Source organism: Thalassotalea sp. Y01, assembly GCF_012932945.1.
Classification (GTDB): domain Bacteria; phylum Pseudomonadota; class Gammaproteobacteria; order Enterobacterales; family Alteromonadaceae; genus Thalassotalea_A.
In genome coordinates this window covers 234,077-248,768 of record NZ_JABBXG010000001.1, presented here as the reverse complement: position 1 = coordinate 248,768, position 14,692 = coordinate 234,077, and the positions used below count along the sequence as shown (strand labels likewise).

Genomic DNA, 14,692 nt, shown 5'->3' with positions numbered 1-14,692 from the left:
TGAACCAACATTTAACCTATTGATTTTTTGATACTTATTTGGGCTTTATTTGTTAGGAAAAAGAGAAGGTGAACAGTTAATCTGTAACGTTTGTATAGGTGTTTGATATTTAACAAGTTAACGTGTCGCACAGGTGTTACACCTGTTACACTTTGAGTTACAGTGTGAACAAGTTTTCACTTGGAGTATTTTTTGAGTTTAAATTTAGATAGAAGCAAACGATTGGTGATCAATAGCCAAGATATGGCGTGGGAGGCATCGCCAAGTGTTGGAGTTTGGCGTAAAAAACTGGAACGCGAAGCGGCTGAATCAGGCTTGACGACCAGTGTTGTTAAATATGAATCGGGTACCAGCTTTAGCGCTCATCCCCACCCAAAAGGTGAAGAAATTTTTGTCTTAGCCGGCGTCTTTGAAGATGAGCATGGCAGTTATCCTGCAGGCAGCTACTTTCGTAACCCGCCTGGCTCTTTTCATTCACCTAAAAGTGTGCAAGGCTGTGAGTTGTTTGTCAAACTCAACCAGTTTCAGGCAAGCGACACACAGAGCGTTAATATCAATACCCGCGAACAGGCGTGGCTACCCGGCAGGGTAGAAGGGTTATCTGTGATGCCATTACACTCTCATGGTACAGAGCACACCGCCTTGGTTCGTTGGCTGCCGGGCACACATTTTTTAGAGCATGTGCACGCAGGCGGTGAAGAAATATTGGTGCTGGAAGGTGTGTTTGAAGATGAACACGGCCAGTATCCCAAAGGTACCTGGCTGCGCTCGCCAAGCTATTCAAAACATACGTCGTTTAGTGAGCAGGGCTGTATTATATTGGTTAAAACTGGCTATATGGATTAGTTCAAGGTAAGCCAAACCAATCGAGTGAAACACACTACTTTTGTTTTGGTTATTTTTCTTTTTTATTAAGTTTTTTTATGTTTGCTAAGTGAGGAGCCTTGTCTGTTTCCCGTTTGACTAACAAGAAGGTGAGATACATCTTGGTGGGAAGGGAAAAAATAATGCCAAACGCCATGCAGGCGCCACCTAATATCAAACCCTGAATGCCCATGGTTTGCGGCAATTCGCTATAACTTAAAATATAATGACCCACGATCAGCAATATCAGGCCAAGGACAATGCTGATTTTTAGGTAGAGAATCTGTTTATCTTCGTTCATTGGGGGTTATCTTACTGTGTTTTAAGTAAGGCTGTTTGATTGACATCAAGTTAACCTTTTATACCTTATCTTAAGCCGTAAAATAACGCTAGAGTGCGGCAGTGTATTGTTAATATTCATAAAAGTGTCAAATGTTTGTCATATTTCTTGGCTACATTAACGTGTTAAAAATTTGTAAGAGGTCAACGTCTGGCCCTTATTTATTGCGTAACCTACCAAATTACTGAAAATTTGGTAGGTTTTGTTTGTGTCCTTTTTAAGCTTTATTTCACTCCTGTAACAAAACTGTCATATTTCTTTCTTATAATCGCCGCAGTTGTAAAATTTATTAATCAGATAGGTTGTTCTGTGTCGATAGCAGCAAAAACGATGAAGTCCAGGCAGATTAAAAATAATCTTGCTAAATGGATGATTTCTGCGGGTGGAGTCAGTGTACTGTTCACCCTTGTTTTGATCTTCTTATATCTTGTATACGTGGTTAAGCCAGTTTTCGAATCGGCGTCGGTAGAGCCTTTGCAAAAGGTCTCCTCTACGACAACTAACGTGTTAGCCGCCGGTGTCGATGAGCTGCGAGAAATCGCATTCGATATCGATAATCAAGGTGTTATTCGTTTCTTCCAAATCGAAGAAGACGGTTCGCGTCAAGCGAACCAGTTGTTACTCGAACAAGGCTTACTTGCCAGCGGCGAAGCGTTAGCGTCGGTGCAAAGCATGAATGATGGTAACTATTTATTGCTGCTTGATAACGGCACGGTTCGCTTGTTTAGACCTAAATTTAGTGCCGAGTTTATTGGCGATACGCGCATTATTCACCCAAGTATTGAGTACCCACTAGGTGAAGAGGCGATTATTGTTGATGAAGATGAACAAACCATTTCGCAATTATCATTTGCCATGGACGCCGAACGTGCGACTTTTGTGGCATTAACAACGGATGACCGTTTGATTAAAACCTCATTGATTGCCGAAGACGATTTTAGCTGGGACCCAGAATACTCTGCTGAATATCAACTGGTGAAAGACAATGTCGAAAACATTAAATTTGTTGGTATTACACCTGATATGACCACAGCCTTTGTGGTTGCTGGTGAAAGTGTTGATGTTTATGACTTTGAAGATGATTGGGACGTACCAAAACGTGCCGACTTTGAGCCGGTTGCCAATAGTAATAATCAAATTACCTCAATGGCATTACTGTCAGGATCTAGCTCGGTATTAATCGGCACCAGTGACGGTCAAGTTCATCAATATTTTGAAGTTGCCGCTAAGGATGGCCGTCAATTTAAACGCATCCGTTCATTCACTGTAAGTGAGTCGGAAGCGGTTGTGGCGATTTATCCTGAGCTTTATCGCAAGAGCTTTTTTGCTGCGACGGAATCGGGCATGGTTGGTATTTACTACACAACCTCTGAGTCTGAGTTGTGGACCGGTAAGCTGCTTGATAATGGCAAACAATTAATGACTATCATGCCGCGTGCTAATGGTTTGGTTGTTGCTGCAACAGACGGCATCGAGTTAATCAACGTTGATAACGAGCATCCAGAAGTGACCTGGTCGGCATTGTGGCAAGAAGTTTGGTATGAAGGTTACCCTGAACCAGACTTTATTTGGCAATCAACGTCAGGCTCTGATGACTTTGAAGCGAAATTCTCATTGATGCCAATTTCATTCGGTACCATGAAGGCAGCATTTTACGCGATGTTATTTGCGGTACCAATTGCCATTTCTGCGGCTATTTACACCGCATACTTTATGCCACCAATGATGCGTCGCACGGTGAAGCCAACAATCGAGTTAATGGAAGCATTACCGACGGTTATTTTAGGTTTCTTGGCTGGTCTTTGGTTAGCGCCGTTAGTTGAAGAGCATTTGCCGGCGGTGTTTATGCTGGTGATCACTTTGCCGGTGACCACGGTTGTTGTTGCCTATGTTTGGTATAACTTACCTAAGCAAATTAAGGCGATGATCCCAGAAACGTATTCACCACTTATTTTATTGCCATTTTTGATTTTTGCTGGTTGGTTATCGTTTGCCTTATCATCAACGGTTGAAGCCGGTATGTTTGGCGGTGACATGCGTCAATATCTAACCAATGATTTAGGCATTAACTTTGATCAACGCAACTCGCTAATCGTTGGTATCGCCATGGGTTTTGCGGTTATACCAACCATCTTCTCAATGGCTGAAGATGCGATTTTCTCCGTACCTAAGCATTTAACCTCAGGTTCACTTGCACTTGGTGCGACGCAATGGCAAACCTTAATCAAAGTTGTGCTGTTAACCGCCAGTCCCGGTATCTTCTCGGCGGTGATGATGGGCTTAGGTCGCGCCGTTGGTGAAACCATGATTGTGTTAATGGCTACCGGTAATACACCAGTAATTGACTGGTCCATCTTCCAAGGTATGCGTACCTTGTCTGCAAACATTGCGGTTGAAATGCCTGAGTCTGAAGTCGGTAGCTCACATTACCGTATTTTGTTCTTGGCAGCCTTCGTTCTATTTGTATTCACTTTTGTTTTTAACACGTTAGCTGAGTTTGTTCGTCAGCGTCTACGTGAAAAGTACAGCTCACTTTAGGGAATAACTCACAATGAATAATTGGTTTAAATCAGGTTCTCCATGGGTATGGCTAAGTGCCGCCGGTGTAACCATAAGCTTGATTTCGGTAGTGGGCTTGCTGTTTTTGATTGCATCCCGTGGTCTGTCATATTTTTGGCCATCAGACATTCATCAGTTTGAATTGCAAGATCCAAATGGCATTAAATCAACGGTTATCGGTGAAATATATGAAACCGAAAAAGTGCCGGCAGTGCAACTGGGTAAAACCCAACTTGATCTAAAAGGTGAGGAGTTTGTTACTCGTTACCTAGTGAAAACCGGTAATCGTGAATTGGTTCCGCTTGATTTTCGCTGGATAGTAGAGCCTATGGTTGTCGAGCAATCACAACCTAAGTCAGTAGCGGTCATTGAGCGACGTACTAATGGTAATTTTTATGGCTTTATTGAAAAAGTGTACATGGATGGTAAGCAAGTTGATGTTGATCAACTAGATAGCTTTATTGACCGTGTTAACGACTTACAAGACGACATCATTGATCTGCAAAAAGTCGACATTGGTGCCATTAACTATGAACTTGAACGCATACGCTTAAAAGAGCGCAAAGCTGAGTTAGATGGTAAGCTAAATGACGCTAAAAAAGCTGAGTTCGCTACGGACCGAAAAACGTTAAATGACCAATACCTAGAGTTAGAAAGTCGCTTGGCAGCCCTTAGAGATGAGGTTAAGCGTGACAAGATTGTTGTCCGTGCAATGGATGGCAGCAAAGTCGATATCCCGCTGGAGGTGGTTATTCAAATTAACTTTAATAATGACATGGGGTTCTTTGCTAAATTCGGCATGTTCTTTGCGCAAATCGGTGCCTTTATCGCCGACGACCCACGCGAAGCAAACACCGAAGGCGGTGTCTTCCCAGCAATTTTTGGTACCGTGTTAATGGTATTATTGATGACTGTTATCGTTTCGCCATTGGGTGTGGTTGCGGCTATCTACCTGCATGAATATGCCGGTAATAATGCATTTACTAAATTATTGCGTATTGCCGTTATTAACTTGGCAGGTGTACCGTCGATTGTTTACGGTGTATTTGGCTTAGGCTTTTTCGTTTATATGATTGGTGGTTCACTGGATCAGATTTTCTACCCAGAATCATTACCGAGCCCAACTTTTGGTTCTCCTGGCGTATTATGGTCGGCGATTACCTTGGCGATATTGACCTTACCTGTGGTTATTGTCTCTACCGAAGAAGGCCTGTCACGTATTCCATCAAGCATGCGTCATGGTTCATTAGCATTGGGCGCAACCAAAGCTGAAACCTTATGGCGTATTATTATTCCGATTGCCAGCCCTGCGATTATGACCGGTATCATTTTAGCGATAGCTCGTGCGGCTGGTGAAGTTGCACCATTAATGTTGGTTGGTGTAGTTAAAATGGCACCGACGCTACCGTTAGATGGTAACTTCCCATTCTTACATCTTGAGCGTAAATTTATGCACCTTGGCTTCCACATATACGATGTTGGTTTCCAAAGTCCAAACGTAGAAGCGGCAAGACCATTAGTCTATGCAACCGCGTTATTGTTGGTCAGCATTATCGTTGCCCTGAATATGACGGCCGTTACCATTCGTAACCGCCTACGTGAAAAATACAAAGCCTTGGAACACTAACTGTTAGTACAGGCTTTTGAACAGAATTTAAGAATTATTTAACAGAGTATTATGAACCATGATTAACGTTAAACCAGAAATTGCTATGCCAAGCGGCAACATCGTTGATATCAACAATTTGACGCCTGAACAAACGGCATTGGAAATTAAAGACTTAAACTTACATTACGGTGATAAACAAGCGCTTAATGGTATCTCAATGAAGATCCCAAAAGGCCAGGTAACCGCATTTATCGGCCCGAGTGGTTGTGGTAAATCAACCTTATTACGCTGTATTAATCGTATGAATGACCTGGTTGATAGTTGTAATATTAAAGGTCAAATTGACTTGCACGGTGAAAATGTTTACGGCAAGCACGTTGATGTTGCGCAACTGCGTCGCAAGGTGGGTATGGTGTTTCAACGTCCTAACCCTTTTCCTAAATCCATCTATGAAAATGTCGTATACGGTGTGCGCTTGGTTGGCGAAACCAATCGTCGAGTATTGGATGAAATCTGTGAACGCTCGCTACGCGCTGCGGCACTTTGGGATGAAGTAAAAGACCGTATTCATGACAGTGCGCTTGGTCTTTCTGGTGGTCAACAGCAACGTTTGGTTATCGCTCGAGCCATTGCCATTGAGCCTGAAGTGCTATTATTAGACGAACCAACGTCAGCATTGGATCCAATATCAACATTGACGATTGAAGAATTGATCAACGATTTAAAAGAAAAGTACACCGTGGTTATTGTAACGCACAACATGCAACAAGCGGCCCGAGTATCTGACCAAACGGCGTTCATGTATATGGGCGACTTGATTGAGTATGCAGATACTAATACCTTGTTCACCACGCCAAGCAAAAAGAAAACTGAAGATTACATTACCGGTCGTTACGGTTAATTAAGGAGTAGCTACGATGGAAAATATCGATACTGGCCGTCATATTTCCGGTCAATTTAATCAGGAACTAGACGCTGTTCGTAACCATGTAATGACCATGGGGGGGCTGGTTGAGCAGCAATTGAAAGACGCGTTGCGCTCGGTTCATGAAAGCGACATAGAATTGGCACAAAAAGTCCTTTCTAGTGACTACAAAATCAATAAGCTCGAAGTGGATATTGACGAAGAATGCACACGCATTATCGCCAAACGCCAACCTGCGGCAAGTGATCTGCGTTTGGTGATGGTTATTATTAAGACCATTGCAGACTTAGAGCGTATCGCCGATGAAGCCGAAAAAATAGCTAAAGTCGCATTAGAGCAGTTCAGTGCCAAACAACAAGACCTATTACTAAGTTTGGAAAACCTAGGTCAGTTAACACTATCGACATTGCATGAGACCTTAGATGCCTTTACTCGAATGGATTTTGATGCCGCGGTAAAAGTGCATCAAAGTGATAACCGTATTGATCGCGCTTATGAAGCATTAATGCGCCAACTAATGACCTATATGATGGAAGACCCTCGTTCTATTCCATCAATTATGTCGGTGATTTGGTCTGCGCGTGCATTAGAGCGTATCGGTGACCGCTGTCAAAATGTTTGTGAGTACGTTATCTACTTTGTAAAAGGCAAAGTAATACGTCATATTTCTGATGAAGATGTGGCTAAAGACTTATTAGGGCAATAGTCACAGTCTGATCAAAAATGACAATTTTATTAAGCTATATTGGCTCTGCTAGTATGGCTTAATTATTTTTGTTTAAAAAATGCACTAAGCACGTTATTCTTGTAAAAATATCTGATTTTATGACGGTATTTTTTTGTTAAATAAGGCTTAATTAGTGTATATTAGCGCCGATTTTTTAAATCAAGCAGTAACTACTGCAGGATAAATAATATGAGTGGAAATACAATCTTAGGTGTATTCGCAAAATCACCTATAAAACCTTTGGAAAAGCATATTCGTAAAGTAAATGAATGTGCTGCACACCTTCCTGAATTTTTCAGAGCATGTGCTGATCAAGACTGGGTTCGAGCAGAAGAAATTCGAAAAACAATTTCGACCCTAGAAAAAGAAGCAGATGAGTTAAAACGAGAAATTCGTAACGAGTTACCTGGCGGCATTTTCATGCCAGTCCAACGTACGGATGTGCTTGAGTTAGTTAGTCAACAAGACAAAATAGCTAACAAAGCAAAAGACATCTCAGGTCGTGTTTTAGGTCGCAAATTGGAAGCTCCTGAACAATTACTTGTAGAATTTGAAGCTTACGTAAATCGTTGTCTAGATGCTGTTAAACAAGCTGCAGCGGCTATTAACGAGCTTGATGATCTGCTAGAAACTGGTTTCCGTGGTCGTGAAGTTGACCTTGTGGAAAACATGATTGAAAAATTAGCCAATATTGAAGATGACACTGACAGCATGCAAATTAGCTTACGTCGTAATCTTATGGCTATCGAAGATAAGCTTAACCCGATCGATGTGATGTTTTTATATCAAATCATCGAATGGGTAGGCGAATTAGCTGATTTGGCTGAGCGTGTTGGTGCTCGCCTTGAAATCATGTTAGCGAGATAAGGGGCGCTGCAATGGAAATCTTAATTAATCACGGCAGCGTGCTCATTATGTTTGCTGCAGTCGTTGGTTTCTTTATGGCCTGGGGTATTGGTGCAAACGACGTTGCCAATGCAATGGGTACATCGGTTGGTTCAAAAGCTTTAACCATCAAACAAGCCATCATAGTGGCGATGATTTTTGAATTCGCAGGTGCTTACCTTGCCGGTGGCGAAGTAACCTCAACGATTCGTAAAGGCATTATTGACGCCGGATATTTCGTCGATATACCAGAACAATTAGTGTTCGGTATGATCTCCGCGCTACTCGCCGCAGGCACATGGTTGCTTATCGCTTCTTACATGGGCTGGCCGGTATCAACCACGCATTCAATTGTTGGTGCTATCGTTGGTTTCTCCGCTGTTGGTGTATCTCCTGATACCGTAGCATGGGGTAAAGTCGGTGGCATTGTTGGTAGTTGGATCATTACACCACTTATTGCAGGTGTGTTCTCATTCATCATTTTCAATAGTGCGCAAAAGCTCATTTTTGATACCGATAAGCCATTAGAGAAAGCCCGTAAATGGGTGCCGTTGTACATGTTTTTAGCCGGTTTTGTATTGTCTTTGGTGACAATCAAGAAAGGTCTCAAACACATCGGTATGGACATTGGTACGTTTGAAGGTTACATGTACGCCATAGGTGTTGCGGTAATCGTTGCTATAATCGGTAAATTCTTTATCGCTCGTCTTAAATTTAAGACAGCCAAAAGTCGCCGTGCAGATTATATTAACGTTGAAAAAGTCTTTGCCGTATTAATGGTGATTACTGCATGTTGTATGGCATTTGCCCACGGTTCAAATGACGTAGCAAACGCGATTGGTCCATTAGCAGCGGTTGTATCTGTTGTTGAAAGCGAAGGTGAAATTGCCTCAAAGGCAGCATTAGCTTGGTGGATTTTGCCTCTAGGTGGTTTTGGTATTGTTGCCGGTTTGGCCATTTTCGGTCATCGTGTAATCGCTACTATTGGTAAAGGTATAACTCACCTTACGCCAAGCCGTGGTTTCGCAGCTGAGCTCGCCGCAGCTTGTACCGTAGTTGTTGCATCAGGTACTGGTTTACCGATTTCAACCACACAAACTCTGGTTGGTGCGGTTCTAGGTGTCGGTATGGCACGTGGTATCGCTGCTATCGACTTAGGTGTGGTACGTAACATCGTGGTGTCGTGGGTAGTTACCTTGCCAGTAGGTGCTGGTTTATCGATCATGTTCTTCTGGATGATCAAAGGTGCTTTCACCTAACCAATTACATTAAGTAATGCATATTTAAAACCAGGCTTTAGCCTGGTTTTTTTATTTATAATGTTGGTAAAAGTCGCATTATTAGATTAAATTAATATTTCCTAAATGTTATTTTTGATTAATTTAATTGATGAATATACATCTGCCCAACCTCAAACATATCCAGTACCTGCTGGCCTTAAATGAACATCAACACTTTCATAAAGCGGCCGATGCTTGTTTTGTGTCGCAATCAACCTTGAGCAGTGCCATCATTAAACTAGAACAGCTACTCGATTGTCAGCTGATTGAGCGCGACCATAAAAGCTTTGTGTTCACTGCACATGGTAAAGCGGTTGTTGCTATGGCAGAGCAACTTATAAAACAAGCATCAGAATTTGTAGAGTTCTCCCAATCACAAGGTAAGCTCGATAAGGGGCATGTCTATTTAGGTTGTATTCCAACGATTGCGCCATTCTTGTTGACCGATGTGATAACCGAAGTAAAGCAGCGTTTTCCTGACTTAGAGCTATTTATTACCGAAGCGCCGACGGATAGCTTATTAACTCAGCTAGCTAATGGCGACATTGATATCGCCATATTGGCCACGCCGGTGGACCCAAAAGCGGCAGGTCCGGTCAAAGTCACTGAGCTTGGTCATGATGCCTTTTATCTGGCGGGAGATAAATTCTTGGTGGAGCAAGTCATCGAGGAGAAAACATTTCAACATATACCGGACCATTCGGTGTTCTTGTTATCAGAAGAGCATTGCCTGACCGATCATGCGTTATCGGCCTGCAAGTTAGTTGATAAAACCAAAGTCAATCCATTTGCCGCAACGTCGTTAGCGACCTTATTGCAAATGACCATTCACCACAAAGGCATTACCTTTTTGCCTGAGATGGCGATTCAAAAAGGCTTAGCAGACAACCCTAATCTTACCGTGTCGCTATTACAGGGACAGCCCGCCAGACAAATCGCCATGTTTGAGCGAGAACACAGCCCAAGAACGGAATCTTTTGCGCTGCTCGCCGATGTTGTGCAGCAATTTTTTCAAAAAAATTAAAAAAGTTTCAAACTATTTTGCAACTCCCGTCGACTATAAGCGTAAATGACAACAACAATGGAAAAGAGATTGTTTGAGCGCAGTGAACAAAGCCTGATTAAACAAGCCCAGAATGGCAATAAATCTGCCTGGATGAAGCTTATTGCTCAATACGAGAGTCAGGTATTTAATTATGCACTTCGCATGGTAGGGCATCGTGATGATGCGTTAGATTTGATGCAAGATATCTTCATCAGCGTATTTCGCAACTTGTCTTCATTTCGCGGCGAAAGTCAATTCAAAACTTGGCTATATCGTATTGCCCATTATCGTTGTGTTGAATACTATCGTCGTCGAAAACCGACCTTATCTTTAGATGATGAACCGGAAATGATGGACGAGTCTAACCAACATTGTCCAAGTACCAGTGCCGAGCATACATCGCAAGCACAAGCGCTCGGCAAAGCCATGCAAACGCTATCGGTTAATCAACGGGTGGTGGTAGAGTTAAAGTTCTTTCATCATTTCACTTTCGACGAAATAGCTAACCAAATCGGCGTCTCTAGCAATACCGTTAAATCGCGCTTATACGCCGCATTAGATAAATTAAAAAATATTTTGGAGGTTGAATATGCTCAAGCATGATCAAGACTCATTATTTGAATTATGGCTCGATAATAAGTTATCAATTGAGCAAGCACAGCAATTAGAGCTGCTTGCTAGCCAAGACGAGGCATTAGCAGCACGTTTGGCGAGTGCCCGGTTTATTGAGCAACAAGCGCTAGCCTTTGAGCCTGAGCCGGTGCCTAAATGGGATAAACAATCGACATTCAGTGATGAAAAACATCCATGGTGGCAGTGGCGTGCAATGCCTGCACTGTCTATGGCTATGTCTATTTTCGCCATCGCGTTAGTGTTATTTAAAGTCGAGATAAGTAACACAGAACAAGGCTTATTGGTGAGCTTTGGTGGTAGTCAATCTATGCCGACGGACGTCGAGCAACTGGTTAATGCCAGATTAATAGAATTTGCAAAAGAGCAACAAGTGGTGATGGCTGAGTTTAATCAAGACATCATATCGAGACAGCAAGACAACAATCTAAAGCTTGCGACTTATGTGCTAAGCGCATCGAGAACCGAGCGTCAGCAAGATATTTCCAATATCGTCAGTTTTGTTAATCAAGCGCGTGAAGATGATAACTTGCAGCAGTCACTAAAAATGCAACAACTTGATTATAAACTTCAGGCACAAACCATAGGCTATCGCATTAATGGTCCGTCTGATGCAAAGCCCGACACCTCCAATAAGCAACCATAATTTCAGGAGTCTATTATGAAAATGATGAAACGTATTATCTCAACAGCGGTTGCCGCAACACTGGTGTTGACGCCACAAGTTATGGCGATGGATTATCAAAATCTAAATAAGCAGCTAAATATTATGAGCGATATTTTAAAAAGCTCAGTAAACGAAAATTCTGGCAAAGGAACGCGCTCGAAAGTCACCAAAATTGAGGGCCACTACCTAGCAGGGCAAGGAGTGTTATTTACGGTTAATCTAAATCATTCGTCATTCTACGGTATGCCGCTTACATTACCTGTGGTGCCCGTTGCACCGGTTGCGCCTTTACCCCCTAAAGCACCTAAAGGTATGGACGGTGAAGAGCTATTTGGCGAAGAGTTTGAAGTCGTCATTGAAGAAGCGATGGAAGAGGCTGTTATCGCGCTTGAGACAGCACAGGAAAGTATTCGTTATGATGTAGAGCAACAGCGCCAATTGCGAGAGCAAGAACGTGATTTGGCTTATCAATTGCGAGATATCGCCCGAGAAGAGCGAGATTTAAGTTATCAACGCTCGCATTTAGATAAAGATGAACAGAAATCGATAGAGCAAGATTTGAAACAGCTTGAAGCACGCAAAAAGGAAATCAATAAGGCCAAACAAAAGTTGGCTGCAGAATCGAAAAAGTACCAACAAAAAGTCGCGCAATTAAAGCAACAACGCATTGCAGAGCAAAAGGCCTTTATGCAATATATCGAACAACAAGTGAGTAATGTCTTGTGCAACTATGGCGGCGGCTTACGTGAGGTGCCAGCACAGCAGTTTGTTAGCGTGATTATTAAAGGTGGTGGTGATAAAACCAATCAAGGCTATAAAGACAAGGTATTGGTGTTTAATAAAGCGGATGTGAAGAACTGTGTGCTGGAAAAATACGATGCCCCCGCGCTGCTTAGTAAAGCCAATGGTTATCAGTTTTAATATGCCGTCGTGATAAAGCAGTGGTGTTCACAGAAAAACAAAACCCCGGCAATGCCGGGGTTTTGTTTGCTATTGATAAGAGTCGTGATTACTCTTCGATTGGTACGTAAAAGCTTTCTTTTATTTCGAAATCACCTTTGGCATCGACTAACTTATCGCCGTCAAAGTTTAATTCCAATCTTCTGCGCTTATCGTACTCTTCACCTTTACCTGATAAAAACTCGTACACATAGTACCAAGTATCGTCATTAAAGGTATCACGGATTACAGGGTTGCCAAGAACGAACTTAACTTGTTCTTTGGTCATACCTACTTGCAGTTTGTCTATTTGTTTTTGTTCGATGTAATTGCCTTGTGGTACATCTATTCGGTAAACGCAAGCCGATGTTAAACAAATGGCCGCACCGATAATCAAAGCTCGTAACATGTCATTATTATCCTAAAAGTCAGTGCCTGAATGATAACCAAGGGGGCGCTTATATGAAAGCTTTTTATGCAACAATTTGGCCTTTTAAGCCGAGCAAAAGCAAGGGCAAAGGCCAAGGTATATGTTGCCGTTGTTATCAGATAGTTTAACTGGCTAAAAGTTCACGAGCATTTGCCATACTGGATTCGGTAATTTCATCACCAGCGAGAAGGCGAGCGATTTCTTGCTCACGCTTATGTTGATCAAGTTGATTGACTCGAGTTTGGGTTTGATTACCATCGCTGAGTTTGGCAACGAACAATTGCTGATGACCGCGACTTGCAACCTGCGGTAAATGCGTTACGCAGATAACTTGTGTTGATTGACCCAGTGTTTGCAGTTGCTTACCGACCATAGCCGCTGTTGGGCCGCTGATACCCACGTCGACCTCATCAAAAATCAATGTAGGCGTGATGATCTTAGCGGATAGTATGACTTGGATTGCTAGACTAATGCGAGATAACTCGCCACCAGAGGCGACTTTATGGATCGCCTCAAGAGGTTGGCCAGGGTTCATGCTGGCAACAAATTCAATATGATCTAAGCCAAATTGCAGAACTTGATCAGGTTTCTCACTGGTTACTTGCACGCTAAATTGCGCTTTTTCCATATTTAACTGCTGCATCGAAGCGGTAATTTTGCTTGCCAATTGCTTCGCGGCTTGCACGCGCTTGTCGCGCAGTTTAACGGCGGCTTGTTGGTATTGCTCTATACATTGGTCTAACTCGCTGTCGATAAATTCAAGTCGATGATCATCGACAGCGATGCCATCGAGTTCTTGCCTAAGCAAGCAATGATGCGCAAATAGATTTTCAGGTCGTACTTGATGTTTTCGTGCTAATTGCATTGCAGTGGCGTAGCGCTCTTCAATCAAGGCATAGGTTTGTGGATCAATATCAATATTTTGTTGATACACGCTAAGATCATTGCTCGCTTCTTCCAATGAAATTCTCGCTTCATTGACCATCTCTGCAATGGCAGTCGCATTAGCATCTAGGTCGACTAACTGGTTTAACTGCTCACTGCATTTTTGAATCAACGACAGCGCAGAGTATTCATCACTATCAGAAAGTTGATGTAAACATAAATCGCTAACTTGCATCAGTTGTTGCACGTTGGCATTGCGCTTAAAGTCATTTTCTAGCTGTTCAAATTCATTCGCTTGTAAAGAAAACTCATCGAGCTCTTGTACCTGATATTGTAGCAATTGTTGCTTAGCTTGACGCTGTTCAACATTAGCGAGTAATTGCTGTTTTTCTTGTTCTAATCGACGGTGTTGGTGATACAGGGTTTGTACTTTTTCAATGTGCTTTTGATTATTAGCGAAATCATCCACCAAACGACGCTGCTCTGTTGGCTTTAACAACAATTGATGATCATGTTGACCATGTATATTAATCAACTTTTGGCCAAGCTCTTTTAACTGTGCCAAAGGCACCGGGTTGGAATTAATATAGCCTTTTGAACGACCTTCTTTAGAGATCACCCGGCGGATAATGCATTCATCATCTTGTTGTAAATCGTGATTTTGCAACCATGTTTGCACTTTAACTAATTGGCTGATATCGAAGCTGGCAGTAATTTCAGCTTTATCGGTGCCAGGGCGAACGGTGTTGGTGGTTGCTCTATCCCCCAAGCATAAACCTAACGCATCGATGGCGATGGATTTACCGGCACCGGTTTCGCCGGTGATGGTGGTCATTCCTTGTTGCCAGTCGATCTCAACAAAGCTGACAATGGCAAAGTTTTTAATGGCAAGATTGGTAAGCATGTT

The 14,692-nt window shown here is 42.5% G+C and carries 14 protein-coding genes; 11 read left to right on the top strand and 3 right to left on the bottom strand.

Going from position 1 to position 14,692, the window contains the following annotated elements:
• The first annotated feature begins 243 nt into the window (after positions 1 to 243).
• Complete coding sequence (locus HII16_RS00980) at positions 244 to 846, top strand: cupin domain-containing protein (protein WP_169127257.1); 603 nt, start codon at positions 244 to 246, stop codon at positions 844 to 846.
• 49 nt (positions 847 to 895) lie between these two features.
• Here the strand turns inward: HII16_RS00980 and HII16_RS00975 are convergent, their stop codons facing one another.
• Entirely contained in the window at positions 896 to 1,165 is a 270-nt protein-coding gene (locus HII16_RS00975) for a hypothetical protein (RefSeq protein WP_169126623.1), read from the bottom strand.
• A gap of 369 nt (positions 1,166 to 1,534) precedes the next feature.
• Here HII16_RS00975 and HII16_RS00970 point away from each other — a divergent pair, with 369 nt between their 5' ends.
• The 10 genes from HII16_RS00970 (at position 1,535) to HII16_RS00925 (ending at position 12,452) form a co-directional block, all read left to right on the top strand.
• Complete coding sequence (locus tag HII16_RS00970; protein WP_169126621.1) at positions 1,535 to 3,742, top strand: ABC transporter permease subunit; 2,208 nt, start codon at positions 1,535 to 1,537, stop codon at positions 3,740 to 3,742.
• Positions 3,743 to 3,755: 13 nt separating this feature from the next.
• Entirely contained in the window at positions 3,756 to 5,390 is a 1,635-nt protein-coding gene (pstA, locus tag HII16_RS00965) for a phosphate ABC transporter permease PstA (RefSeq protein WP_169126619.1), read from the top strand.
• 58 nt (positions 5,391 to 5,448) lie between these two features.
• Positions 5,449 to 6,273 carry a phosphate ABC transporter ATP-binding protein PstB gene (gene pstB / locus HII16_RS00960; protein WP_169126618.1) on the top strand — a complete coding sequence of 275 codons (825 nt, stop codon included), beginning with the start codon at positions 5,449 to 5,451 and terminating at the stop codon, positions 6,271 to 6,273.
• Positions 6,274 to 6,289: 16 nt separating this feature from the next.
• Positions 6,290 to 7,003 carry a phosphate signaling complex protein PhoU gene (phoU, locus tag HII16_RS00955; protein ID WP_169126617.1) on the top strand — a complete coding sequence of 238 codons (714 nt, stop codon included), beginning with the start codon at positions 6,290 to 6,292 and terminating at the stop codon, positions 7,001 to 7,003.
• 210 nt (positions 7,004 to 7,213) lie between these two features.
• A complete protein-coding gene (locus HII16_RS00950) occupies positions 7,214 to 7,891 on the top strand; it encodes a TIGR00153 family protein (RefSeq protein WP_169126616.1) in 678 nt (225 codons plus the stop codon).
• Positions 7,892 to 7,902: 11 nt separating this feature from the next.
• Positions 7,903 to 9,168, top strand: coding sequence for an inorganic phosphate transporter (locus tag HII16_RS00945; RefSeq protein ID WP_169126615.1), 1,266 nt, complete (start codon positions 7,903 to 7,905; stop codon positions 9,166 to 9,168).
• A 130-nt stretch (positions 9,169 to 9,298) separates the two neighbouring features.
• Positions 9,299 to 10,213 (top strand): hydrogen peroxide-inducible genes activator, encoded by a 915-nt coding sequence (locus HII16_RS00940; RefSeq protein ID WP_169126614.1) that lies wholly within the window; start codon positions 9,299 to 9,301, stop codon positions 10,211 to 10,213.
• Between the two features lie 69 nt (positions 10,214 to 10,282).
• Positions 10,283 to 10,837: an RNA polymerase sigma factor gene (locus HII16_RS00935; protein ID WP_169127255.1), complete on the top strand. Its 555-nt coding sequence runs from the start codon at positions 10,283 to 10,285 to the stop codon at positions 10,835 to 10,837.
• Positions 10,824 to 11,510: a hypothetical protein gene (locus HII16_RS00930; protein WP_169126613.1), complete on the top strand. Its 687-nt coding sequence runs from the start codon at positions 10,824 to 10,826 to the stop codon at positions 11,508 to 11,510. The genes HII16_RS00935 and HII16_RS00930 overlap by 14 nt, the downstream gene beginning before the upstream one ends.
• 15 nt (positions 11,511 to 11,525) lie before the next feature.
• Positions 11,526 to 12,452, top strand: a complete 927-nt coding sequence (locus tag HII16_RS00925) for a hypothetical protein (RefSeq protein ID WP_169126612.1) — start codon at positions 11,526 to 11,528, stop codon at positions 12,450 to 12,452.
• An 88-nt stretch (positions 12,453 to 12,540) separates the two neighbouring features.
• On the opposite strand, the gene HII16_RS00920 is transcribed toward HII16_RS00925, so the two are convergent.
• A complete protein-coding gene (locus HII16_RS00920; protein WP_135437723.1) occupies positions 12,541 to 12,879 on the bottom strand; it encodes an outer membrane protein assembly factor BamE in 339 nt (112 codons plus the stop codon).
• 145 nt (positions 12,880 to 13,024) lie between these two features.
• On the bottom strand, positions 13,025 to 14,689 hold the full coding sequence (gene recN, locus HII16_RS00915; RefSeq protein ID WP_169126611.1) for a DNA repair protein RecN: 1,665 nt from the start codon (positions 14,687 to 14,689) through the stop codon (positions 13,025 to 13,027).
• Between the last annotated feature and the right edge of the window lie 3 nt (positions 14,690 to 14,692).